Source organism: Sulfurivermis sp. (assembly GCF_059410345.1).
The window spans coordinates 68,683-90,761 of record NZ_JBLJDO010000012.1 but is presented as its reverse complement, the minus strand read 5'-3'; the positions used below and the strand labels follow the sequence as shown (position 1 = coordinate 90,761).

The 22,079-nt window shown below is 65.8% G+C and carries 23 protein-coding genes and 1 riboswitch; of the genes, 16 read left to right on the top strand and 7 right to left on the bottom strand.

Translation table 11 applies throughout. The features are described 5' to 3' along the window. On the bottom strand, positions 1-493 hold a 493-nt coding region (locus ACMV8A_RS10745), incomplete at its 3' end, for a DEAD/DEAH box helicase (protein ID WP_495325783.1). 397 nt (positions 494-890) lie between these two features. Beyond that, positions 891-1,787 (bottom strand): hypothetical protein, encoded by an 897-nt coding sequence (locus ACMV8A_RS10740; RefSeq protein WP_495325776.1) that lies wholly within the window; start codon positions 1,785-1,787, stop codon positions 891-893. A gap of 50 nt (positions 1,788-1,837) precedes the next feature. On the opposite strand from ACMV8A_RS10740, the gene ACMV8A_RS10735 reads away from it, so the two are divergent. Then, positions 1,838-2,218 carry a hypothetical protein gene (locus tag ACMV8A_RS10735; protein WP_495325775.1) on the top strand — a complete coding sequence of 127 codons (381 nt, stop codon included), beginning with the start codon at positions 1,838-1,840 and terminating at the stop codon, positions 2,216-2,218. An 8-nt stretch (positions 2,219-2,226) separates the two neighbouring features. On the opposite strand, the gene ACMV8A_RS10730 is transcribed toward ACMV8A_RS10735, so the two are convergent. Beyond that, entirely contained in the window at positions 2,227-2,493 is a 267-nt protein-coding gene (locus ACMV8A_RS10730) for an RNA recognition motif domain-containing protein (RefSeq protein ID WP_495325774.1), read from the bottom strand. Between the two features lie 430 nt (positions 2,494-2,923). Between ACMV8A_RS10730 and cspE the strand changes: the two genes are divergently transcribed. Next, entirely contained in the window at positions 2,924-3,127 is a 204-nt protein-coding gene (gene cspE, locus ACMV8A_RS10725; protein WP_495325773.1) for a transcription antiterminator/RNA stability regulator CspE, read from the top strand. Positions 3,128-3,212: 85 nt separating this feature from the next. Here the strand turns inward: cspE and ACMV8A_RS10720 are convergent, their stop codons facing one another. Both ACMV8A_RS10720 and rsuA read right to left on the bottom strand, forming a co-directional pair. After that, positions 3,213-4,238, bottom strand: a complete 1,026-nt coding sequence (locus ACMV8A_RS10720) for a class I SAM-dependent methyltransferase (protein ID WP_495325772.1) — start codon at positions 4,236-4,238, stop codon at positions 3,213-3,215. Continuing rightward, complete coding sequence (gene rsuA, locus ACMV8A_RS10715; protein ID WP_495325782.1) at positions 4,235-4,927, bottom strand: 16S rRNA pseudouridine(516) synthase RsuA; 693 nt, start codon at positions 4,925-4,927, stop codon at positions 4,235-4,237. The genes ACMV8A_RS10720 and rsuA overlap by 4 nt, the downstream gene beginning before the upstream one ends. Before the next feature lie 153 nt (positions 4,928-5,080). Between rsuA and ACMV8A_RS10710 the strand changes: the two genes are divergently transcribed. From ACMV8A_RS10710 to ACMV8A_RS10695, 4 genes are all read left to right on the top strand, one after another. Further along, the gene (locus tag ACMV8A_RS10710) at positions 5,081-5,590 is read left to right on the top strand and encodes a hypothetical protein (RefSeq protein ID WP_495325771.1); all 510 of its coding nucleotides are present in this window, start codon (positions 5,081-5,083) and stop codon (positions 5,588-5,590) included. A 10-nt stretch (positions 5,591-5,600) separates the two neighbouring features. Continuing rightward, positions 5,601-6,266, top strand: coding sequence for an FAD-binding oxidoreductase (locus tag ACMV8A_RS10705; protein ID WP_495325770.1), 666 nt, complete (start codon positions 5,601-5,603; stop codon positions 6,264-6,266). 187 nt (positions 6,267-6,453) lie between these two features. Next, positions 6,454-7,611 (top strand): MFS transporter, encoded by a 1,158-nt coding sequence (locus tag ACMV8A_RS10700; RefSeq protein ID WP_495325769.1) that lies wholly within the window; start codon positions 6,454-6,456, stop codon positions 7,609-7,611. Between the two features lie 80 nt (positions 7,612-7,691). Next, positions 7,692-8,099 (top strand): hypothetical protein, encoded by a 408-nt coding sequence (locus ACMV8A_RS10695; RefSeq protein ID WP_495325768.1) that lies wholly within the window; start codon positions 7,692-7,694, stop codon positions 8,097-8,099. Positions 8,100-8,336: 237 nt separating this feature from the next. Here the strand turns inward: ACMV8A_RS10695 and thiC are convergent, their stop codons facing one another. Further along, positions 8,337-10,193, bottom strand: a complete 1,857-nt coding sequence (gene thiC / locus ACMV8A_RS10690) for a phosphomethylpyrimidine synthase ThiC (protein WP_495325767.1) — start codon at positions 10,191-10,193, stop codon at positions 8,337-8,339. Between the two features lie 42 nt (positions 10,194-10,235). Beyond that, positions 10,236-10,326: riboswitch (TPP riboswitch) on the bottom strand. A gap of 192 nt (positions 10,327-10,518) precedes the next feature. Here thiC and ACMV8A_RS10685 point away from each other — a divergent pair. From ACMV8A_RS10685 to ACMV8A_RS10660, 6 genes are all read left to right on the top strand, one after another. Next, entirely contained in the window at positions 10,519-11,172 is a 654-nt protein-coding gene (locus ACMV8A_RS10685; RefSeq protein WP_495325781.1) for a protein-L-isoaspartate O-methyltransferase family protein, read from the top strand. Between the two features lie 66 nt (positions 11,173-11,238). Further along, on the top strand, positions 11,239-12,555 hold the full coding sequence (locus ACMV8A_RS10680; protein WP_495325766.1) for a TolC family outer membrane protein: 1,317 nt from the start codon (positions 11,239-11,241) through the stop codon (positions 12,553-12,555). Then, on the top strand, positions 12,552-13,127 hold the full coding sequence (locus ACMV8A_RS10675; protein WP_495325780.1) for a hydrolase: 576 nt from the start codon (positions 12,552-12,554) through the stop codon (positions 13,125-13,127). The genes ACMV8A_RS10680 and ACMV8A_RS10675 overlap by 4 nt, the downstream gene beginning before the upstream one ends. A 95-nt stretch (positions 13,128-13,222) precedes the next feature. Continuing rightward, positions 13,223-13,753 carry a hemerythrin domain-containing protein gene (locus ACMV8A_RS10670; RefSeq protein WP_495325765.1) on the top strand — a complete coding sequence of 177 codons (531 nt, stop codon included), beginning with the start codon at positions 13,223-13,225 and terminating at the stop codon, positions 13,751-13,753. 16 nt (positions 13,754-13,769) lie between these two features. Further along, entirely contained in the window at positions 13,770-14,711 is a 942-nt protein-coding gene (gene lpxL / locus ACMV8A_RS10665) for an LpxL/LpxP family Kdo(2)-lipid IV(A) lauroyl/palmitoleoyl acyltransferase (protein WP_495325764.1), read from the top strand. Further along, positions 14,708-15,949 (top strand): 3-deoxy-D-manno-octulosonic acid transferase, encoded by a 1,242-nt coding sequence (locus ACMV8A_RS10660; protein WP_495325763.1) that lies wholly within the window; start codon positions 14,708-14,710, stop codon positions 15,947-15,949. Before lpxL ends, ACMV8A_RS10660 begins: the two co-directional genes overlap by 4 nt. On the opposite strand, the gene ACMV8A_RS10655 is transcribed toward ACMV8A_RS10660, so the two are convergent. Further along, on the bottom strand, positions 15,946-16,668 hold the full coding sequence (locus ACMV8A_RS10655) for a 3-deoxy-D-manno-octulosonic acid kinase (RefSeq protein WP_495325762.1): 723 nt from the start codon (positions 16,666-16,668) through the stop codon (positions 15,946-15,948). The two genes, ACMV8A_RS10660 and ACMV8A_RS10655, sit on opposite strands and share 4 nt — an antisense overlap. On the opposite strand from ACMV8A_RS10655, the gene ACMV8A_RS10650 reads away from it, so the two are divergent. The 4 genes from ACMV8A_RS10650 to ACMV8A_RS10635 all read left to right on the top strand — a co-directional run bounded on the left by ACMV8A_RS10650 (position 16,658) and on the right by ACMV8A_RS10635 (position 22,067). Next, positions 16,658-17,737: a glycosyltransferase family 9 protein gene (locus tag ACMV8A_RS10650; RefSeq protein ID WP_495325761.1), complete on the top strand. Its 1,080-nt coding sequence runs from the start codon at positions 16,658-16,660 to the stop codon at positions 17,735-17,737. The two genes, ACMV8A_RS10655 and ACMV8A_RS10650, sit on opposite strands and share 11 nt — an antisense overlap. After that, positions 17,734-19,650: an LTA synthase family protein gene (locus tag ACMV8A_RS10645; RefSeq protein ID WP_495325760.1), complete on the top strand. Its 1,917-nt coding sequence runs from the start codon at positions 17,734-17,736 to the stop codon at positions 19,648-19,650. Before ACMV8A_RS10650 ends, ACMV8A_RS10645 begins: the two co-directional genes overlap by 4 nt. A gap of 111 nt (positions 19,651-19,761) precedes the next feature. Continuing rightward, positions 19,762-21,111, top strand: coding sequence for a UDP-glucose dehydrogenase family protein (locus tag ACMV8A_RS10640; protein ID WP_495325759.1), 1,350 nt, complete (start codon positions 19,762-19,764; stop codon positions 21,109-21,111). Between the two features lie 2 nt (positions 21,112-21,113). Further along, entirely contained in the window at positions 21,114-22,067 is a 954-nt protein-coding gene (locus ACMV8A_RS10635; protein ID WP_495325758.1) for a UDP-glucuronic acid decarboxylase family protein, read from the top strand. Positions 22,068-22,079: the final 12 nt, after the last annotated feature.

Below are 22,079 nucleotides of genomic sequence, written 5' to 3'. Positions count from 1 at the left end.
CAAAGCGCTCGTGCAGCACCGAGAGCTGGATGTACTCGGGGCGAAAGTCGTGGCCCCACTGCGACACACAGTGCGCCTCGTCGATGGCAAACAGCGCCAGCCGTACGCGCTCCAGCAGGTCGAGAAAACGCGCCGTCAGCAACCGCTCCGGCGCCACGTACAGCAGGTCCAGCTCGCCCCGGAGCAAGGCATCCTCCACGCCACGTGCCTCCGCGGCGCCGAGGCTGGAATTGAGAAAGGCGGCACGCACGCCAAACTGGCGCAGCGCCGCGACCTGGTCCTGCATCAAGGCGATGAGCGGCGACACCACGATGCCGGTGCCCGCGCGCACGATGGAAGGGATCTGATAACACAGCGACTTGCCGCCACCGGTGGGCATCAGCACCAGGGCATCCCCGCCCTGGATCAGCGTATCGATCACCTGGGCCTGGGGCGGACGGAAGGATTCATAACCGAATACGCTGCGCAGCACCTGCAACGCCTGTTGTTCCATGGCCATGCCTCTCACAGGGTTGGACGGACAAACACGGAGCGGGCGCATGTTACCACTGGAACGAAGGCCGGCGCCGCTCCTGACCAACTGTGTCCTGCGCGGCAAAAGGGCAAAAAAAAGCCCAGGTGGCCCTGGGCTTAGAAAGAGGGGATGACAAAACTTAAAACCACAGGAGGTCCCACCACACGCCTGTCATCCCCTGGAGGAGTCATTACGGTGTTATGTATTGCACGCACCGTACCAACTTCGCCCAGGAGGCGGCATCTGACGTTAACGCCATGCTTTACAACGAAAAATATCTGCCCATCGCGACCGTTTGGGCAGATAGAACCAGGCCCGGCACTGCCAAATCCGGCAACGCGCCTCTGTCACCCCGCCAAAAATGACATGCAAGCGCCTATTTGGGGCCATCGCTGTCCCCTTGCCCGTCGTCATTGCCCGGAATACGTGCCGTCGGCAGGGGCAGGCGCCACAACCAGCCGATGCCGCGCAGCAGCCCCCAGAGGAACAGCAGCGGCAGCACCACCGTCTGCACCAGAAACACCACGATGAGGTTGATCACCTGCTCACTCACATCCGCCGCGGCCTTTTCGTACTTGCGCAGATAGCTGCCCACATCCACCGCCGCCGCCGCCGACTGGTAGGCGCGCCGCACCCGATCCAGCAGCGAAGGGTCATCCACACCCGGGAGCTCCTGCTCGGCCCCCTGGTTGATTTCGTGGATATTCGAGGTGACCTGCTCGATACGCATCGAGGAACTGTCATAGCGCTCATGCAGAAACCCGCTGTAGAACAGCTCGCCGGTCATGGCCAGCAGTGGCACGGCAAAACGCAGCACCAGCAGCAGGATGCCAAGACGCAGCAGCCAGATCTGGGTCCGCGGCGCCACCCGTGGCAACCACAGCAGCAGCAAGGCGCCCAGCCACACCGCGGCCAGTGCCCAAGTGAAGAGCGGCACCGTAAAGAACTCCAGCAGCAGTCGTTGCACTCCCAACGCAGTGGCACTGGCCAGCATCACCCAGGAGAACTGCTCCACCAGGTCGTTGACGGGGTCGAGCACCTGTCCCGGCGTGAAGTTGACGCCGACGCCCGCGGGCTCCACGGCGATCGACGTCCCCTGCGCCACCGAGATCACCGCATTCAGGCCGCGCGCCACGGCAAAGGTCACCAGTGCCCGCTTGAAGCTGCGCTCGGTATACTCGAAGCCCACGCGGTCGAGCACGCCGCTGGCGGCCAGAACCAGGAGTGCAATGGCCGCCAGGGTGAGCGTGAGTTTGACTGCTGTTTTTTCCATACTGCTGTCCTCCTTGTCCCTCAGCATAACCGCAGGCTGCCCACAACACGATGGAAACCAAATTTCACCAGCTCCGCCCCGGCCAGCGCTTTCAGTGGCAAGGCGAGACCTACGAGAAGATCAACCCGCTGCTGGCGCGCAGCCTGGAGAGTGGGACACAGCGCCTGATCCCGCGTTCCACCGCGGTGACGCCGCTGGACGGTGCAACTGTCCCTACAGCGGAACCACCACCGGCAGATCCACAGGCCGTGCGCCGTGCCTTCGAGGATTACCACCGCAGCAGTCTGCGCTGGCTGGAACAGCAGGACGGTTCGGAGGAGAAATTGAACCAGGCGCGCGAGGCCCTGGTGCGGGCGCGACAGCGGGTGTTGGCGGCGCTGGGAGAGGAAGGAGAAACAGCATCGGCGTTTCCGCACGGAAACGCCGACTGAAACCAGAACTAGCGGCGACCGCCGCGGCCCTTGGTCTTGGGCTGCTCCTCGGTAACCTTCAATGCCTTGCCCTTGTACTGGGTGCCATTGAGGCCGGCGATGGCGGCGCGGGTTTCGTGCCCCTCCATGTCCACCAGGGCAAAACCGCGGCAGTTGCCGCTGAACACATCCATCGAAATCTTCACGCCACGCACGGTGCCGAACTGGGAAAACAGCGCGCGCACGTCGTCTTCACGGGTCTCCGGGGCCAGGTTGCCGACAAACATCGTTTTCATGAAAGCCTCCAGGTTGATAGTGGTGCGCACAACCGCTAGACAACGGTTGCGCCAAATCCGGACAGGGGAATGTCACGGCGGGAGCGTTCCGGGGAATACCGACCGGCGTCCCTGAGTTTTTAGTGGTTACTGACAGAACCCATCGTGGCGGCCAGGGCCGGCACACCCGATTTTTGACGGCTACACGGGCACCGAGAAGAGCGGTGCCGCGCAAACGGTGGCGACAGGCTAACACAGAACCCCTTCAGATTCCCTAAAGTGGCCTCAAGAATTTCTTGGCGTTCGGCGAAAGAAGGGGGTATAGTGCTGCGCAGCTGCAGGTTGTGGCAGTGGTAGTTTAGGTCGTTAGTCCTCCGTGATACCTCCCGAACACCCCCCTCTCATGAACTGCACGCACCACCCTAATTAATTGTTTTTGAGGTATTAAGTAATGGCTACCGGCACTGTGAAATGGTTCAACGAGTCCAAGGGTTTCGGCTTCATCACCCAGGACAACGGCGGCGCTGACGTGTTCGTCCACTTCTCCGCCATCCAGGGCTCCGGCTTCAAGACCCTGGCCGAAGGCCAGAAGGTCTCCTTCGACCTGCAGAACGGCCCCAAGGGTCCGCAGGCGAGCAACGTCGTCGCCCAGTAAGCCAGAACCGTTTCACGTTCTGACCGAAGAACCCCGCCCCTGGCGGGGTTCTTCGTTTTCGGGACCAGAAAAACACACGGCCCGGCTAGGCATCCAATCGGGTGACACGAAAGCGGCCATCGTCGGCCAGCGTGGTGACGCGGGCGTAATGGCGCCGCGCCACCTTCTCGATGGGCAGAAAGGCATTGGTGACGAACAGCGCCTGGCCACCGTTGGCCGTGAGACGGCGCGCTGCGGCGACGAAGCGTTCGGTGAGGTCGCGCTCGACACCGAAGCCCTGATGAAAGGGCGGATTGCACAGCACCAGATCGAATACCCCCTCGATACCCGCGCCGCAATCAGCCGCGACCACTTCACCGTTGATGCCCAGGGCGGCGAAGTTGGCGCGGCAGGCCAGCAGCGCGGCGGCATTGTTGTCGCTGGCCACCACCTGCTGCGGGTGCAGGTTGAGCCAGGCCTGTATCGACAGATAGCCGTAGCCGCAGCCGAGGTCGCACACCCGCTGCGGCGTACAGTCCGGCAGGTGCGCCACCAGCAGCGCGCTACCCGCATCCACCTTGTCCCAGCCATACAGCCCCGGCTTGGTGAGATAGTGCAGCATGCCGTCCTCAATGGCCGGGCGCAGTCGCGGGTAGTCGCGATCCTCCAGCGCGGCGCCGACGACGGCGCCGCGCCGCACCACCGCCAGATAGTGATGCCCCATCTTCTTGAATTCGAGCGCGCCACCCAGCCGCTCCGCCGCCTGCTGGGCATAGGTCTTGATGCCCTGCTGCTTGGCGCCGGACAGCAACAGGCGGCCGCCGGGGACGAGCCGCCCGGCGGCGGCGTTGATGACGTGATGCACCACCGGCTTTTCCTTGGCGAGGCGAAAGAAGATCGTATCCAAACTGCCCGCCGGCCAGGGCGCGAAATCAAAATCGGAAAACTGCGCCGCCCAGCCGGCGGCGCGCATCGCATCGCTCACATCGACACGGTTGGACAGCACGACCACGGCGCTGTTGGGCAACGGCATGCCGGCCCCACCGCCGTGCTCGTCCAGCACCCACAGCCCCTGCGCGCTCTGCGCACGGATGTGGGGAAACAGCAGGGCCAGGGCGGCATCCTGGTTCATCGCAGGGCCTCCACTTCGTCATCGCGCAGGGCGCGGTACTCGCCCGGCTGAAGCCGGGGATCGAGCGTCACCGCGCCGATGGCCTCGCGGTGCAGCGCGACCACCCGGTTGCCCAGCGCGGCAAACATACGTTTGACCTGGTGATAGCGCCCCTCGTGCAGGGTGACGCGCACCTCGATCGGCGAAAGGATGTCCAGTTGCGCCGGCAGGGTGGGTTTCTCCTCCCCCTTGAGCCGCAGGCCAGCGGCAAAGCGCGCCGCAGCGTCCGCCGCCAGCGGCTCGGCCAGGGTGGCACGGTAGACCTTGTCACGGTGGCGGCGCGGGCTGGTGATGCCGTGGGACCAGGTGCCGTCGTCGGTAAGCAGCACCAGACCGGTGGTGTCGACGTCCAGCCGCCCCACCGGGTGCAGCAGCCCGCGGCGCGGCTCATCCAGCAGGCTCAGCACCGTGGCGTGGTCGCCGTCGCGGGTGGAACATACCACCCCGGCCGGCTTGTGGAGCATGAAGTAGCGCAGACCGGACAGGGTGAGCGCCTGGCCGTCCAGTTCGACGCGGCCGCCGGCGGGCACCTGCAGATCGGCCGCCTTGACCACCACCCCGTCCACGGTCACCGCGCCGCGCCGCAGCAGGGTGCGCACCGCCGCCCGCGACAGACCCGCCGCCTGGCTGACGTAGCGGTCCAGCCGCATGCCACCTACTGTTTTCACGCCGATTTCCCGCCCCGACACCTAAAGTGGCGGCATTCTACCACCCACAGAACTTGATAATTCGTGTCAACATTTCTATAGATTAAGTACCTGCTCCCTTCGCCCTTGTGGCGCACCCTGCGCCGGGAGGCCATCATGAAACGCCGACTCTATTTCCTGTTTCCCGATCCGGTACACGCCCGCCACGCCGTCGACACTCTGGCCGACGGCACCGGGGTCGATGCCCGCCATATCCACGCCATGGCCCAGCGCCAAGGACGCATCGCCCGCCTGCCCCACCCCACGGCGCAGCAGCGCAGTGACCTCGCCGGCCGCCTGGAGACCTGGCTGTGGAACGGCAACCTGCTGCTGTTCGGCCTTGCCCTGCTGGTGTTCATCGCCGCCCTGGTGGAAGGCGCCACCGGCTGGGCCGTGGCGGCGTTACTGGTAATGGCAGCGACCTTCCTCGGCGGCCTCCTGTTCACCACCTACGTGCCCCACGTGCACCTGAACGAATTCCGCGAGGCCCTGGCCCACGGCGAGATCCTGCTGATGATCGACGTGCCGGCCGACAAGGTGAAGGCGGTGGAGGACTACATCCTGCATCGCTACCCCGAGGCGGTGCCCGGCGGCGCCAGTTGGAGCGTGGAGGCCTTCGGCCTGTAAGGAGCACACCATGGACTTCAAGGTCGAACTGCTGCTCAACGAATTCGTCACCCACGACGTGCGCCGCCTCATCGTCAGCCGCCCCAGGGGCTTCGACTTCGTCCCCGGCCAGGGCGTGGAACTGGCCATCGACACGCCGCAGTGGCGTGAGCAGGGCCGTCCCTTCACCCCCACCTCGCTGCCCGGCGACGGCGTGCTGGAATTCACCATCAAGGGCTACCCGGAACACCACGGCGTCACCGAGCAACTGCACCGGCTGCACCCCGGCGCCCAGCTGCTCATGAGCAAACCCTTCGGCGCCATCCGTTACCAAGGTCCCGGCACCTTCATCGCAGCCGGTGCCGGCATCACGCCCTTCATGGCCATCCTGCGCCAGCTCGCCGCCGACGGAAAACTGGAGGGCCATCACCTCATCTTCAGCAACAAGACCCCGGCCGACATCATCTGCGGCCAGGAGCTGCACGGCTATCTGGGCGCGCGCAGCCAGTTGCTGTGCAGCCGCGCCACCGACTGCAATTGCCGCGGCGGCCGCCTCGACTTCGACTTCCTGCGCGACACCATCAATGACCTCAGCCAGCGCTTCTACGTCTGCGGCCCGCCGCCCTTCGTCAACTCCGTCAACGCCGCCCTCATCGAACTGGGCGCCGTGCCCGACGGGCTGATCTTCGAGAAATAGCTCCGCTTATGCAGGGTAGGATGGGTGGAGCGGGGCGCAACCCATCGGGGCGGTGGTCGATGGGTTCCACTATGTTCCACCCATCCTACGTTCTCGAGTCCTTCCCCCGCGGCGCCTTGAGCTGGATCAGCCAGAAGGCGCGAGGGCCGTGCTATGGTGGCGGTATCCAATACGCACCGCCGCCGTCATGTCCCTGGCCCCCATCGCCCTCTGCCTCTATTTGCTGATGCTGCCGGTCACCGGCATGGTGCCGGTGCTGCGCGAGCTCACCGGCGGGCGCTATCCGCACCTGTCCGACTTCGAGCAGCACCTGTTCATGTCCGCCAACATGGTGGGCGCGCTGCTGTTCGTGCCGCTGGCCGGGCTGCTGTCGGACCTGTGGCGCCGGCGCAAGGTGATCATCGTCGCCGCCCTGGCGGTGAACGCGCTTTCGCTACTGATGCTAATGCAGGACTGGAGCTACGGCGTATACCTGCTGTGGCGCTTCGTCGAGGGCTGCGCCCACATCACCGCCCTCAGCCTGCTGATGGCCCTGGCGGCGGACCAAGTGCGCGAGCGGGGCAGCGGCGCGGTGATGGGGCTGGTGGGCGCGGCGATCAGTCTGGGCGTCGCCAGCGGCGCGCCCCTGGGTGGGCTCATCGGCCGCCACGGCGGCGGCGCGGCGGTGCTGCTGTATGGCTTCGTCCTGCTCGCCCTGCTCGTCCCCTTCGCCGCCCTCGCCCTGCGCGAACGCGCGGCGCAACACGATCACGGCGGCCTGCGCGCCCTGCTGCGCGCCCTGCCGCAAAACCGCGGCCTGCTGCTGCCCTACGCCTTCGCCTTCGTCGACCGCCTCACCGTCGGTTTCATCGTCTCCACCCTGTCGCTGTACCTGGCCACGGTGATCGGCCTGGACGCCGCGCGCATCGGCCTGGTAATGGTCCTGTTCCTGCTGCCCTTCTCCCTGCTCACCTGGCCCGCCGGCCTGCTGTCGCGGCGCTGGAATCCGCTGTGGATGATGCTCGCCGGCAGCGCCGCCTACGGCCTCACCCTCGCCGCCATCGGCTACGTCGACGGCGGCCACATCCCCTGGCTGATGTTCATCGGCGGCGTGATGGCCTCGCTGATGTACGCCCCCTCCCTGGTGCTGGTGGCCGAGCGCTCACGCCCCGAGCACAAGGCCCTGGCCATGAGCGGCTTCAACTTCGCCGGCTCCCTCGGCTTCGTCCTTGGCCCCCTGAGTGGCGGCACCCTGGTGACTCTGTTCGGCGCCTACCCACCGGCCTTCCTCATCGTCGGCGGTCTGGAAATCCTCTGCGTCCTGCTGTTCCTCCCCCTGGCCCTGCGGCAGCGGCATGAAAAATGACCCGGTTGGCCTATTGACAGCGCCGCGGCTTTGCCGAAAATGCGCGACATTCACATTCCGAATCCAGCGCGAGAGACCAAATGTCCGACAACACCCTGTGGTACGGCTACCTCGAAGCCGGCGAGCGCAGCTCCGCCGTGGCCATGGACAACCGCCTCAACACCGGCGACCCCACCACCATCTACGTCTTCAACCTGCAGCGCGGCGAGATCCTCGAATACAAGCGCGCCATCGTCGAACCCAAGCTGCGCGAACTGAAGGCCACGGAAAAGGAACTGGAAGCCGAGCTGAAGAGCGCCTACCGCAAGGCCCGCAACGGCTTCACCCCGCGCGGCGCCAAGGTCGCCAACGTCCCCGAGAAGGGCCGTCCCGCCGCCGCTGCCAAGACCGCCGCGGTGGCCACCGACTTCGGCGGCGGCGACGACTACGACGAAGAAGCCTTTGTCGACGACGCCGGTGATGACGAGGACGAGGGCAGCGACGAATAAGACATGCCATGCGCCATCCCTTTGCAGCGCATGCCTCTCACATGAGCTCTGTAGTTTCCCTGGCCGTGGTTCGTCTCAGCAACCACGTCCCCGGTAGATTGGGTTAGCGCCGCGTAACCCAACACCACCGTCGGGTGTCCCTGTACCAATCCGCACCTGCATCTGATTTCCAAAAAAGAAAACGCCCTTCCCACCATGTGGGAAGGGCGCTGCTTGAGAGCGCCGGTGGCGTTACGCTTATGCCTTGCGATACACCTCGGCACCGCCCTTGACGAACTCCACCGCCTTTTCCTCCATGCCCTTGGCGGCATAGTCGCGTACTTCCTGCGAGATCTTCATGGAACAGAACTGCGGCCCACACATGGAGCAAAAGTGGGCCACCTTGTGCGATTCATGCGGCAGGGTGGCGTCGTGGAATTCGCGCGCGCGATCAGGATCGAGGGCGAGGGCGAACTGGTCGTGCCAGCGGAACTCGAAGCGTGCCTTGGACATGGCGTTGTCCGGCACCTGCGCGCCGGGGAAGCCCTTGGCGAGGTCCGCGGCATGGGCGGCGATGCGGTAGGCGATGATGCCTTCGCGCACGTCTTCCTTGTCGGGCAGGCCGAGGTGTTCCTTGGGCGTGACGTAGCACAGCATCGCCGTGCCGTACCAGCCGATCTGCGCGGCGCCGATGCCGGAGGCGAAGTGGTCGTAGCCGGCGGCGATGTCGGTGACCAGGGGACCGAGGGTATAGAACGGCGCCTCGAAGCAGTCGGCCAGTTCCTTGGTGACGTTTTCCTCGATCATCTGCATCGGCACATGGCCGGGGCCTTCGATCATCACCTGGCAGTCGTGGGCCCAGGCGCGCTGGGTCAGCTCGCCCAGGGTCTCCAGTTCGGCGAACTGCGCCGCGTCGTTGGCATCCATCAGCGAGCCAGGACGCAGGCCGTCGCCGAGAGAGAAGGCCACGTCGTAGGCCTTCATGATCTCGCAAATGTCGTCGAAGTGAGTGTAGAGGAAATTTTCCTGGTGATGGGCCAGACACCACTTGGCCAGGATCGAGCCGCCGCGGGAGACGATGCCGGTGACGCGGTTGGCGGTGAGCGGCACGTAGCGCAGCAGCACACCGGCATGGATGGTGAAGTAGTCCACGCCCTGTTCGGCCTGCTCGATCAGCGTGTCGCGGAAGATCTCCCAGGTGAGGTCTTCGGCCTTGCCGTTGACCTTCTCCAGTGCCTGATAGATGGGCACGGTGCCGATGGGCACGGGCGAGTTGCGCAGTATCCATTCGCGTGTCTCGTGTATGTTCTTGCCGGTGGACAGGTCCATCAGGGTGTCGCCGCCCCAGCGGCAGGACCACACCAGCTTCTCCACCTCTTCGGCAATGGAGGAGGTCACCGCCGAGTTGCCGATGTTGGTGTTGATCTTCACGCGGAAGTTGCGGCCGATGATCATCGGTTCCAGTTCCGGGTGATTGATGTTGCACGGAATGATGGCGCGGCCCGCTGCCACCTCGCTGCGCACGAACTCCGGCGTGATCACGTCCGGAATGTTGGCACCGTAGCCGTTGCCGCGGTGCTGGCGCAGCAGCTTTTCGTAGCGCGCATCGGCACGCATCGCCTCCAGCATGGCGTTCTCGCGGATGGCGATGTATTCCATCTCCGGGGTGATGATGCCTTTGCGCGCATAGTGCATCTGGCTGACGTTCCGGCCGGCCTTGGCGCGGCGCGGGGTGCGGATGTGTTCAAAACGCAGGCTGGCCAACTGCGGGTCGTGCTGGCGGGCGCGGCCGTAATCGGAGCTGGGGCCGGTCAGCAGTTCGGTGTCGTTGCGCTCCTCGATCCACTGCGCTCGCAGCGGCGCCAGGCCCTGGGTCAGATCGATGCGCGCCTGGGGGTCGGTGTAGGGACCGGAGGTGTCGTAGACGTAGATGGGTGGGTTTTCTTCCGCACCGCTCTGGGTCTGGGTGGCATCCTGCTCGATGCGGCGCATGCCGACCCGCAGGTCGGGGCGCGAACCGGCAACGTAAATCTTGCTCGACTTGGGAAAGGGCCGCGTCACCTCTTCGGACAGGCGGGCGGTCTCTTGCAGGAATTCCTGGGGAATGGCGCTCATGGGTAAATCCTCGCGGTAGGTTGCTGCGGCGGCGAGGATCGGTGCGCGTACACACCGCTTCCCTACGCCGGCACAACCCGGATCAGGTTCCAAGGGTCTGTCTCAGCCCGGTCGGGCACCCCTAGCAGTAGCGGTTAAACATATCGGATCGGTGTCCCAGTTGCAAGGTAAGTCTTTGCCTTGCTTGAAATATTCGCTATAAAACGTGATGTTACTTTGTGTTGCGCGGCTTGTCCGCCCCTATGGAAAGGCGTAACCTTCCGCTGACCAATCGGTCAGTCGTTTCCCCCACAAGAAAAATGCACGAGGAACCACCATGGTCGACATGAATCTGGAACAGGCCCGCCACAACATGATCGTGCAGCAGATCCGCCCGTGGGAGGTGATGGACGACCAGGTGCTCGACCTCATCATGCGCACGCCGCGCGAGGACTTCGTGCCGCCGCAGTACCGCAACCTGGCCTTTACCGACACGGCCCTGCCCATCGGCCACGGCCAGGTGATGATGCCGCCGCGGCTGGAGGCGCGCATGCTGCAGGCCCTCGCCGTGCAGCCGGACGAAAGCGTGCTGGAGATCGGCACCGGTAGCGGCTATGTGACCGCCCTGCTGGCGCAACTGGCGCGCCACGTCTACAGCGTGGAGATTGAGCCGGAACTCAAGCAGGCCGCGGAACGCCGTCTTACCGCCCGCGGTCTGAGCAACGTCACCCTGGACGAGGGCGATGCCGCCGCGGGCTGGCCGCGCCGCGGCAGCTATGATGTGATTGCCGTCACCGGCTCGCTGCCCGAACTACCCCAGGCGCTGCAACAGGGTCTCAACGTGGGCGGCCGACTGTTCGTGGTGGTGGGCGAGGCGCCGGCCATGGAGGCGTGGCTCATCACCCGCCTGGGCGAGAACCAGTGGGCGCGGGAAAGCCTGTTCGAGACCGAACTGCCGCCGCTCCAGAACGCCCCGCGGGCATCGCGCTTCGTACTCTGACTTGATCCGGCGCCGTCGGAACCTCATTATTAGCGTTTTCTAATATACCCCGTTGCGAGGGAAATCATGTCCAACTCCGTAGCAAGAATGCTCGCCCTGGCCCTGCTGGTCGGCACCGCCGCCACCCAGGCCGAAGACCTGCGCGATGTCTACCGCCTGGCCCAGGAAAGCGACCCGCAATTGCGCGCCGCCGAGGCCGGCCACCGCGCCGCGCTGGAGGCCCGCCCGCTGAGCCGCGCCGCCCTGCTGCCCAACGTGGGCTTCACCGCCCAGACCCAGTGGAACCAGGTGGAGATCAAGAAACCCACCGCCCTGGACAATGACTACAACTCCTCCAACTACTCCCTGAGCCTGCGTCAGGCGGTGTATCACCACGACTACTACGTGCAGCTGCGTCAGGCCAATGCCAGCATCGCCCAGGCCGATGCCCAGTACGGCAGCGCCCAACAGGCCCTCATCGTTCGCGTCGCCGAGGCCTACTTCAACCTGCTCGCCGCCGAGGACAACCTGCGCTTCGCCCAGGCGGAGAAGACCGCCATCGGCCAGCAGCTGCGCCAGACCCAGCAGCGCTTCGAGGTGGGCCTGTCCGCCATCACCGACGTGCACGAGGCGCAGGCCGGCTATGACGCCGCCGTGGCGCAGGAGATCGTGGCGCAGAACCAATTGGAGAACACCCGCGAGGTGTTGCGCGAGATCACCGGCCGCGAGCACACCACGCTGACGCCGCTGGCCGGCGAGATCCCGCTGCAAAGCCCCGATCCGGCCAGCATCGAGCAGTGGGTGGAAACCGCCTTGCAGCAGAACCTGCAACTGCTCGCCGCCGAGGCCGCGGCCCACGTGGCACGCGAGGAGATGAACCGCCGCCAGGCCGGCCATTATCCGACCCTGGACATCGTCGCCAGCCACAACTGGTCCGACACCACCAAATCGAAGATCACCACCTCGGCGGTGGAGAGCAACAGCAACATCGTTGGCCTGCAACTCAACGTGCCGATCTTCGCCGGCGGCGGTGTCAGCGCCAGCACGCGCCAGGCCACCCACCTCTACAGCCAGGCCCAGGAAGGGCTGGAACAGACCCGCCGCGCCACCGTACGCCAGACCCGCGATGCCTACCTGGGCGTCACCGCCGGCATCAGCACGGTACAGGCGCGCCGCCAGGCACTGTCCTCCGCCCGCACCGCCTTGCAAGCCACCCAGGCCGGCTTCGACGTGGGCACCCGCACCGCGGTGGACGTGCTCAACGTACAGCGCGAGCTGTTCCGCGCCCAGCGCGATTACGCCCGTGCCCGCTACGACTATGCCCTGTCCACCCTGCGTCTGAAGCAGGCGGCCGGCATCCTGGCCGAGGCCGACCTCGATCACGTCAACAGTTGGCTGAAGTGATGGGCAGCGTCACCGCCCTGCTCTGCACGGCAGAGACCAGCCAGCTCGTCGTCATCGACATCCAGGTGCGCCTGGCGGCGGCGATGCCGCCGGAGGCGCGTGAGCGCGTGCTGAAGAACAGCGGCATCCTGTTACAGGCCGCGCGCCTGTTACAGGTGCCCACCGTCGTCACCGAGCAGTACCCCAAGGGCCTTGGCCACACCGAGCCGGCACTGGCGCAGCACTTCCCGGAAAATCCCGGCGTGGTATGCAAGACCTGCTTTGCCTCCAGCGGCGCCGCGGAATTCAACGCCGTCCTCGACGCACAGCATGGCCGCCATCAGGTGATCCTCGTCGGCATGGAGGCCCACGTCTGCGTGCTGCAATCGGCCATGGAACTGCTCGGCCGCGGCTATCAGGTGTTCGTGGTGGAAGATGCGGTCAGTTCCCGCGACGATGCCAACCGGCACAACGCCATGGCGCGCCTGCGCCAGGCCGGCGCCGTGGTCACCAACACCGAATCGGTGCTGTTCGAGTGGCTACGCGATGCCGCCCACCCGCAGTTCAAGGCCATCACGGCGCTGATCAAGTAGTTCCGCGGAGTTTCGCGGGGAGGATGGATGCGCAGCGTCAATCCACCCGATATCTACATTTTCCCGGCCTCCCTGCGTTAAGATTCACAACCATCATGAACCTGTCCCCCTTCCCCGAAGCCGCCCCCGACTTCAGCGACCCGCTTGGTCTGCTGCGCGCCTGCCATGAGCGCATCCTGCAGCACTGCGCCACGCTGGAGCGACTGGTCGAGCACCTGCGCGCCCACGGCGTCGATGCCGAGGCGCGCACGGCCGCCGGCAAGATTCATCACTACTTCAGCACCGCCGGCCAGCATCATCACCAGGACGAGGAGCAGGATCTGTTTCCGCGCCTGGCGCGCCAGTCGCTCAAGCTGGCCGATCGGGTGCACCGCCTGCGCCAGGACCACGCGCGCATGGACGTGCTGTGGCAACAGCTCGGCCCGCTGCTCACCACGCCCGCCCGCATCACCGACCTCGACGCCTTTGCCGCCCTGGTGGCCGAGTTCACCGCCCTGTACCGCGAACACATCGCCAGTGAGAACAGCGAACTGCTGGAACTGGCGCAGCACATCCTGAGCCGCGACGAACTGAAGAAACTGGGCAAACAGATGGCCGAACGGCGCGGCCGGACCGCACCGCTGTAATGGCACCTGCCGCGGCATGAGCGTCATGCACGACGACACACCTCCCCTGCGCCGCTTTCTCTCCCCGCGTCATTGGCCCATGTGGGCCGGGCTGGGCTTTCTGCGCCTGTGCGCGCTGTTGCCCTATCCGCTGCTGCTCCTGCTCGGCAACGGCCTCGGCCTGTTGATGTACGCCTTGGTGCCATCGCGCCGCCGCGTGGCGCGCACCAATCTGCGTCTGTGCTTTCCCGATCTGGACGAGACCGCGCGCGAGAGGCTGGTGCGCGCCACCTTCCGCTCGGCCGCCGTCTCGGTGTTCGAGAACGCGCTGTCGTGGTGGGGCAGCGAGCGCCGTCTGAAAAAGCTGTATCGCATCGAAGGACTGGAACACTACCAGGCCGCCAGGGCGCAGGGCCGCGGCGTGATCCTGCTCGGCGGCCACTACACCACGCTGGAGATCAGTGGCCGTTTTCTGGCCTTTCACCTCGACGGCCTGCAACCCATCTACAAGCGTGCGCACAATCCGCTGTACGAGGCGGTGATGGTGCGCCAGCGCAAGAAACTGTTCGACGACCTGCTGCAAAGCACCGACATGCGCGCCATCGTGCGCAACGTGAAGGCCGGCAAGACGGTGTGGTACGCACCGGATCAGGACTTCGGCCGCGAGCGCTCGGTGTTCGTACCCTTCTTCGGCGTGGCCACCGCCACCCTCACCACCACGGCGCGGTTGGCCAAGCTCACCGGCGCGCCAGTGCTGCCCTTCGCCTCCGAGCGCCTGCCGGGCATCCAGGGCTACCGCATCGTGCTGCTGCCGGCACTGCAAGACTTCCCCAGCGGCGACGACCTCGCCGATGCCACGCAGGTGAACGCCGTACTGGAACAGCAGGTGCGCGCCATGCCTGAGCAATACCTGTGGATCCACCGCCGCTTCAAGACGCGGCCGGAGGGCGAACCGGACCTGTATCGCCGCCAGCCATGATCGACGCCGCCCTCGCCCGTTACCGTCTGCTGTTCGCGCTGCTCACGCCGCTGTGGCTGGGCTACACGCTGTGGCAGGCATTGCGCGAGAAATCCTGGCGCTATCTGCGCGAGCGCTGCGGCCACTATCGCGGCGCGGCGCCGCGGGCGCCCATCTGGTTGCACGCCGCCTCGGTGGGTGAACTCAACGCTGCCCTGCCGCTGATCACGGTGCTGCGCGCGCGCCATCCGCAGACGCCTCTGCTGCTCACCACCGCTACCGTGAGCAGCGCCCGCCTCGCCGCGCGCAGCCTGCCCGCCGACGTGCCCCATGTGTTCCTGCCACTGGACTGGCGCGGTGCGGTGCGCCGTTTCTTCGATCACTACCGGCCGCGCTGCGCCCTGATCATGGAAACCGAGCTGTGGCCCACGCTGTATGCCGGCTGCGCCAAGCGCCACATCCCGCTCATCATCGTCAACGGCCGTCTGTCGGTGCGCACGCGCAACGCCCCGCGCTGGCTGTGCCGCCAGTACCGCTGTGCCCTGCAACGCGCCAGCGCGATACTGGCCCGCTCCGAGGCGGACAAGGCGGGCTTCATCGCCCTGGGCGCGCCGGCCGAGAAAGTACAGGTGATCGGCAACATCAAGTTCAGCGCCGACATCCGCGCCGCCGCCGCCAGCGTCGCCCTGTCGCGCCCCTATGTCCTTGCCGCCTCCACCCGCGACGGCGAGGAGGTGCTGCTGCTGCGCGCCTGGCAACAGGACGAGCGCGCCGACCGCCTGCTGGTCATCGTGCCGCGCCACCCCAAGCGTCTGCCCGACATCCTGCGCGACCTGGCGCTGCCGCCGGAACAGATCGCCGTGCGCAGCCGCGGTGACGACATCACCGCCCACACCCGTGTCTACCTCGCCGACACCTTCGGCGAACTCACCGGCTTCATGGCGGGCGCGGAGTTGGTAATCATGGGCGGCTCACTGGTGCCCAAGGGCGGGCAGAACGTGTTGGAGGCGGCCCACCTCGGCAAGGCCCTGGTGTTTGGCCCACACATGGACAACTTCGCCGACGAGGCGCGGCTATTGCTGGAAAATAACGCCGCGATACAGGTGCGGGATGCCGATGCGCTGGGACAGGTATTGACTGAACTGCTGGCGCAGCCGGAGCGCTGCGCCGCCCTGGGCGCGGCCGCACAACATCTGGTGGAACGGCGCCGCGACATGGCCACGCGCTACGCGGTGGCATTGGAAGAATGGTGTTCTTAAAAGGATTCTGACTCTCGGCCGTACCCCGCCAACAACGCCTGCCAATCGGCATCGCCGAAAGCGATGTCCAGGCTTTCGTTGTAGAGCTTGCGCAGGGAACGGAACAGACGCGCCAGGTTGCCCTGCCGCCAGTACCCCGCGGCGCGCAGGCGGCCGCGATCGAAGTCGATGAGATAGACGCCGTCGGCAGTGAGCAGGATGTTGTGGGCGTTGAGGTCGGCGTGATGCACGCCCGCATCGTGGAAGCGGCGGATGCAGGCACCGATGGCCTGCCAGCGTTCCGCTGGCAATGCGCCCTGTGCCAGCGCCTGGGCCAGGGAGCGGGCGGCGGGGATACGCAGGGTGATGAGATCGGCGCGGTAGAACAAGCCGTTGCGCTCCACCCGCGCCGCCACCGGCCGCGGCACCGGCAGACCGCGTTGATACAGCTCCGCCGTCAGGCGCCACTCGCGCCAGGCGCGGGTGTTTTCCAGTCCGGTCCACAGATAGCTGTCACGCACCAGCCGGCCGGGCAGGCCGCCGCGGCGGTAATGGCGCAAAACATATTCGTAACTGCCGTCGCCGACGAAGGCCGTCTCGCCGCGGCCCTGCGCACTGCCCAGCAGCTGGCCGCGCCGGCGCCAGGCCGCCGGTTCGAACAGGGCCGGCTCCGCGTGGATCGGCAGGTCCGCATCATATAGGATGTGGCTCTTTCCGCTTTGGATTTGAATGGGTTGCATGCCTTCTCTACCGCTCACATCGCCGCCGGCCAGTCTGTGTATCCTGCGTCTGTCCGCCATCGGCGACATCAGCCACACCCTGCCGGTAGTGCGCACGCTGCAGGCCCACTGGCCCGACACGCGCCTCACCTGGATCATCGGCAAGACCGAACACACCCTGGTGGGCGACCTTCCGGGCATCGACTTTATCATCTTTGACAAAAGCCGGGGGTGGCGCGCCTACCTGGACGTACGCCGCCAGTTGCGCGGCCGCCGCTTCGACGTGCTGCTGCACATGCAGATGGCGCTGCGCGCCAGCCTGATCAGCCTGCTGGTGGACGCCCCCATCAAGCTCGGCTTCGACCGCGCCCGCGCCAGGGATGCCCAGTGGCTGTTCACCAACATGCAGATTGCGCCGCGTGAGCGCGAGCATGTGCTGGACAGCCTATTCGGCTTCAGCAATGCCCTGGGCGCGACGCAGCGCCTGCTGCGCTGGGACATCCCCGTCCCCGCGGCGGCGCAACGCTACGCCGAACAACTGCTGCCCGGCGACCAGCCCACCCTGATCATCAGCCCCTGCTCCAGCCAGGACTACCGCAACTGGACCGCGGAGGGCTATGCCGCCGTGGCGGACTACGCGGCGGAACGACACGGCATGCGCGTCCTGCTCACCGGCGGTAAGCGCGCCGTCGAACGGCGCTACGGCGACGACATCACGCGCCGGATGCATCACCCGGTCATCGATGCCATCGGCCGTTCCGACCTCAAGCAGCTGCTGGCCCTGCTGCAACGCGGCACCGTCCTGCTCTCCCCCGATGCCGGCCCGGCCCACCTCGCCACCGCCGTCGGCACGCCGGTCATCGGCCTGTACGCCTGCACCAACCCGGCGCGGGCGCGCCCCTATCTCAGCGCGCCGTGGACGGTCGACCGCTACGCCGATGCCGTGCGGCAGCTGCGTGGCGCCGCACCGGAACAACTCCCCTTCGGCAGCCGCGTGCGCGATGCGCGCGCCATGGCCCTGATCAGCGCCGCCGAGGTGCAGCAACGCCTGGACGACATCATGGCCACCGCCCGCAAAGGACGCCTATGAGACTGCTCCATCTGCGCCTGTTTCTGCGCTCCCTGCTGTTCCTGCTCGCCGTCACCTGGCTCGGCAAGGCGGCCTTCGCCGTCTATCACCGCGAATTGTTCGGCACCCTGGCGCTGCCGCAACAGGCCTACGCGCTGCTCTGGGGACTGCGCTTCGATCTGGCGCTGGCGGCGGCCTTCGCCCTGCTCGCCTTCCTCGCCGCCCACCTGGTGTTCCGCCTGGCGCACCAGCCGCTGCAGCGCCCGCTGCGCTGGTTCACCCTCTCCGGTGCCCTGTTGCTCATCGGCCTGCACGGCGGCGACACCCTGTATTTCAGCGAGGCGGGGCGCCACCTGGGCTATGAGCTGAAAGACGGCGCCAACTCCGCCGGCGAACTGGCGCGCATGGCCCTGTTCAGCTACACCGCCACCCTCATCGCCCATCTCATCGCCATGGTGATCGCCGGCTATGCAGGCTGGCACCTGTTGGCCAGCGATGCCACGCCGGCGCGCCCAACACGCCGGTGGCAACACCTGGCGCCGGAAGGGCAACTGTTTGCTGTACTGCTGCTCGCCGCCCTCGCCGTGCGCGGCGGCTGGCAGGCCGTCCCCATGGAACCGCTGCACGCCCAACAGATCGGCAACGGCCAGCAGGCCACCCTGGCCCTGAACGGCGTATACAACGCCCTGTTCTCCTCGGTGACGCCCTACGCCATCCGCCCGCTCATCACTGCCGCGCCGACGCCGGAACAACTCGCCCTAGTGCGCGCCATGTACGCCGACTACGCGCCGCAGCCGCTGCCCAGGCCGGAGGTGCCATACAACGTCGTCATACTGTTCCTGGAGAGCTGGTCCGCCGCCTGGATGGCCTCCTACGGCCACGATCAGGTGACCACCCCGTTCTTCGATGAGCTGCGCGCCCAGTCACTCACCACCCACGGCATGCTCGCCGGCGGCCACCGCACCACCGAGGGCCTGTTCGCCACCCTCTGCTCGGCGCAGAACCCCCTCGGCCAGACCGTGGCGCAAAGCCAGTTGCAGAACTACAGCTACCGCTGCCTGCCGCACATCCTGCGCGACGAAGGCTACGCCAGCGCCTTCTTCCAGGGCACGCGCAAGAACACCAGCGGCACCGGCGCCTTCGCCCAGTTGCTCGGCTTTACCGACAGCTACGGCTGGGAAGACCTGCGCGGCCGGCCGTTGCGCCACGCGGAAAACAGTTGGGGTATGCACGACCCCGACATCTACGATTTCGCCCTGGAAAAGATGCGCACCCTGCCGCAACCCTTCCTCATCGGCATCAATACCAACACCACCCACGACAGCCAGATCCCCGCCGGCGTGACACCGGCATTCGGCGCCGACACCGCCATCAACCGCTACCTCAGCAACCTGCACTTCGCCGATGCCGCCCTGCGCGACTTCCAACAGGCAGTCAGCGCCGAATTCGGCCCCACCCTGTTCGTGATCCTGGCCGACCACGCCGGCCTGCCCTCGCCGCGCGCCTTCACCAACCATCTGATACCTTTCGCCATCCACGGGCCGGGCGTTCCGCCCCGTGAATCACCGCACTATCACTCGCAACGGGATATCGCCCCAACGGCCCTGGACCTGCTTGGCCTACCGGCAGCCCCGGGACATACCGGCATGTCTCTGTTAAGTGCAGGCGCGACCTCGTATGCCGACTATTACGAGAGCGGCACCGTGGGCTGGGTTGAAGGAAACCGCCTTGTCCGCCGCGACATATCCTCGGCCACCTGCACGGCCTGCACCCTGGCGAATCATGTCTGCCAGGCCCCAGCCCCCTGCAGCGCTGGGGATAGGCCTCAGGCAGATCGCGCCATGGCCGCTACAACCCTGATGCAATCCCTGCTCTTTGACGGAAAAATGGGCGAGTTTCGGCGCTACAGCAGGCCGGAAGAGACCAGACCGTGACCTGTGCGTGAATTTTTCCTTACCGCGCATTGGCGCCCGCGGGCTCAGGTACTTATCGCACGGCCGATCATGTAAAATTGGCCACCTTTGCCTTACGGGAATATGTCAGTCATGGAAATTGCAGTCGTTGGAACCGGTTACGTCGGCCTCGTCACCGGCACCTGCTTCGCCGAGATGGGCCACACCGTCACCTGCGTCGACATCGACGCGCGCAAGATCGCAGGGCTGAAGAACGGCATCCTGCCCATCTACGAGCCCGGCCTCGAAGAAATGGTGGAAAAGAACTTCAAGGAAGGCCGTCTGCACTTCACCACCTCGCTGCAAGAGGCCACCCAGGGCGCCAGCGTGTTCTTCATCGCCGTGGGCACCCCGCCCGGCGAGGACGGCTCGGCGGACCTGCAATACGTGCTGGCGGTGGCCCGCGAACTGGGCCAGCACATGACCGCCGACTACAACGTGGTGGTGGACAAGTCCACCGTCCCGGTGGGCACCGCCGACAAGGTGCGCGCCACGGTACAGGCCGAACTCGCCAAACGCGGCTCCAAACAGACCTTCGATGTGGTGAGCAACCCGGAATTCCTCAAGGAAGGCGCCGCCATCGATGACTTCATGCGCCCGGATCGCGTGGTCATCGGCACGGACACCGACAAGGCCGCCAAGGTGATGCACGACCTCTATGCCCCCTTCATGCGCAACCATGAAGTGATCATCACCATGGGCGTGCGCGAGGCGGAAATGACCAAGTACACCGCCAACGCCATGCTGGCCACCAAGATTTCCTTCATGAACGAGATCGCCGCCCTGTGCGAGCGTCTCGACGTGGACGTGGAGCAGGTGCGCCTCGGTATCGGCTCCGACCGCCGCATCGGCTACCACTTCATCTATCCCGGCTGCGGCTACGGCGGCTCCTGCTTCCCCAAGGACGTAAAGGCCCTGTTGCGCATGGCCCAGGAAAGCGGCCTCGACGCCTGGGTCTTGGACGCGGTGGAACGGCGCAACGACCGCCAGAAATATCGCCTGGCGGACAAAGTCTTCGCCCGCTTCGGCAAGGATCTCAGCGGCAAGACCTTCGCCCTGTGGGGCCTGGCGTTCAAGCCCGGCACCGACGACATGCGCGAAGCGCCGTCCTTGGTACTCATCGAGCAGCTCATCGCCGCCGGCGCCAACATCCGCGCCCACGACCCGGTGGCCACCGAAACCGCCACCCGCGAAATGAAGCAGGGCTGGCTCGATGACGGCCGTGTGCGTTTCTTCGAACACCAGTACGACGTGCTAGACGGCGCCGACGCCATGGTGCTGGTCACCGAGTGGAAGCCGTTCCGCAACCCGGACTTCAAGCGTATCAAGCAGGCGCTCAAGCAACCGGTGATCATCGACGGCCGCAACCAATACGACCCGGCGCAGATGATTGAGCTGGGCATCGAGTATTTCGGCATCGGCCGCGGCAAGGTTGGGGGCTAAGGATGTACGCACTGCGCAAACGCATCCTGGTCACCGGTGGTGCCGGTTTTCTGGGCTCCCACCTGTGTGAGCGGCTGCTCAACGATGGCCACGACGTCCTCTGCCTGGACAACTTCTTCACCGGCACGCGCGACAACATCCAGCACCTGCTGGGCAACCCGCGCTTCGAGGTCTTGCGTCACGATGTGACTCAACCGTTGTATGTTGAGGTGGACGAGATATACAACCTGGCCTGCCCCGCCTCACCGCCGCACTACCAGCATGATCCGATCCACACCCTGAAGACCAGCGTGCTCGGCGCTCTCAACATGCTGGGGCTGGCCAAGCGCACCGGTGCCAAGATATTCCAGGCTTCCACCTCGGAAGTCTACGGCGACCCGGAGGTGCACCCGCAGCCCGAGTCTTATTGGGGCCACGTCAATCCCAACGGTATTCGTTCCTGCTACGACGAAGGCAAGCGCTGTGCAGAAACCCTGTTCTTCGACTACCACCGTGAGCATGGCGTGAAGATCAAGGTCGCACGCATTTTCAACACCTACGGCCCGCGCATGCACCCCAATGATGGCCGCGTGGTTTCCAATTTCATCATCCAGGCGCTCAAGGGTGAAGACATCACTGTCTACGGCGAGGGTCAACAGACACGATCCTTCTGTTACGTGGACGACCTCATTGAGGTCTTCGTGCGTCTGATGAACTCCCCTGACGAGATCACCGGCCCCATCAATACCGGTAATCCTGGCGAGTTCACCATCCTCGAGCTGGCGCAGAAGGTGATTGCCCTCACCGGTTCACGCTCCAAGCTCATCCACCTCCCGCTGCCGCAGGATGACCCAAGGCAGCGCCAGCCGGATATTCGGCTGGCAAAGGAAAAGCTGGCTTGGGAGCCATGCGTCAGGCTAGAGGAAGGCTTGCGCCCCACCATCGCCTATTTCGACAAGCTGTTGTCGGCTGGCTGACGGAACACCTCC

Bases quoted from the DNA above. Each gene is read 5' to 3' on its own strand.
- ACMV8A_RS10740 (WP_495325776.1), bottom strand. From the start codon at position 1,787: ATGGAAAAAACAGCAGTCAAACTCACGCTCACCCTGGCGGCCATTGCA.
- ACMV8A_RS10735 (WP_495325775.1), top strand. From the start codon at position 1,838: ATGGAAACCAAATTTCACCAGCTCCGCCCCGGCCAGCGCTTTCAGTGG.
- ACMV8A_RS10730 (WP_495325774.1), bottom strand. From the start codon at position 2,493: ATGAAAACGATGTTTGTCGGCAACCTGGCCCCGGAGACCCGTGAAGAC.
- cspE (WP_495325773.1), top strand. From the start codon at position 2,924: ATGGCTACCGGCACTGTGAAATGGTTCAACGAGTCCAAGGGTTTCGGC.
- ACMV8A_RS10720 (WP_495325772.1), bottom strand. From the start codon at position 4,238: ATGAACCAGGATGCCGCCCTGGCCCTGCTGTTTCCCCACATCCGTGCG.
- rsuA (WP_495325782.1), bottom strand. From the start codon at position 4,927: ATGCGGCTGGACCGCTACGTCAGCCAGGCGGCGGGTCTGTCGCGGGCG.
- ACMV8A_RS10710 (WP_495325771.1), top strand. From the start codon at position 5,081: ATGAAACGCCGACTCTATTTCCTGTTTCCCGATCCGGTACACGCCCGC.
- ACMV8A_RS10705 (WP_495325770.1), top strand. From the start codon at position 5,601: ATGGACTTCAAGGTCGAACTGCTGCTCAACGAATTCGTCACCCACGAC.
- ACMV8A_RS10700 (WP_495325769.1), top strand. From the start codon at position 6,454: ATGTCCCTGGCCCCCATCGCCCTCTGCCTCTATTTGCTGATGCTGCCG.
- ACMV8A_RS10695 (WP_495325768.1), top strand. From the start codon at position 7,692: ATGTCCGACAACACCCTGTGGTACGGCTACCTCGAAGCCGGCGAGCGC.
- thiC (WP_495325767.1), bottom strand. From the start codon at position 10,193: ATGAGCGCCATTCCCCAGGAATTCCTGCAAGAGACCGCCCGCCTGTCC.
- ACMV8A_RS10685 (WP_495325781.1), top strand. From the start codon at position 10,519: ATGAATCTGGAACAGGCCCGCCACAACATGATCGTGCAGCAGATCCGC.
- ACMV8A_RS10680 (WP_495325766.1), top strand. From the start codon at position 11,239: ATGTCCAACTCCGTAGCAAGAATGCTCGCCCTGGCCCTGCTGGTCGGC.
- ACMV8A_RS10670 (WP_495325765.1), top strand. From the start codon at position 13,223: ATGAACCTGTCCCCCTTCCCCGAAGCCGCCCCCGACTTCAGCGACCCG.
- lpxL (WP_495325764.1), top strand. From the start codon at position 13,770: ATGAGCGTCATGCACGACGACACACCTCCCCTGCGCCGCTTTCTCTCC.
- ACMV8A_RS10660 (WP_495325763.1), top strand. From the start codon at position 14,708: ATGATCGACGCCGCCCTCGCCCGTTACCGTCTGCTGTTCGCGCTGCTC.
- ACMV8A_RS10650 (WP_495325761.1), top strand. From the start codon at position 16,658: ATGGGTTGCATGCCTTCTCTACCGCTCACATCGCCGCCGGCCAGTCTG.
- ACMV8A_RS10655 (WP_495325762.1), bottom strand. From the start codon at position 16,668: ATGCAACCCATTCAAATCCAAAGCGGAAAGAGCCACATCCTATATGAT.
- ACMV8A_RS10645 (WP_495325760.1), top strand. From the start codon at position 17,734: ATGAGACTGCTCCATCTGCGCCTGTTTCTGCGCTCCCTGCTGTTCCTG.
- ACMV8A_RS10640 (WP_495325759.1), top strand. From the start codon at position 19,762: ATGGAAATTGCAGTCGTTGGAACCGGTTACGTCGGCCTCGTCACCGGC.
- ACMV8A_RS10635 (WP_495325758.1), top strand. From the start codon at position 21,114: ATGTACGCACTGCGCAAACGCATCCTGGTCACCGGTGGTGCCGGTTTT.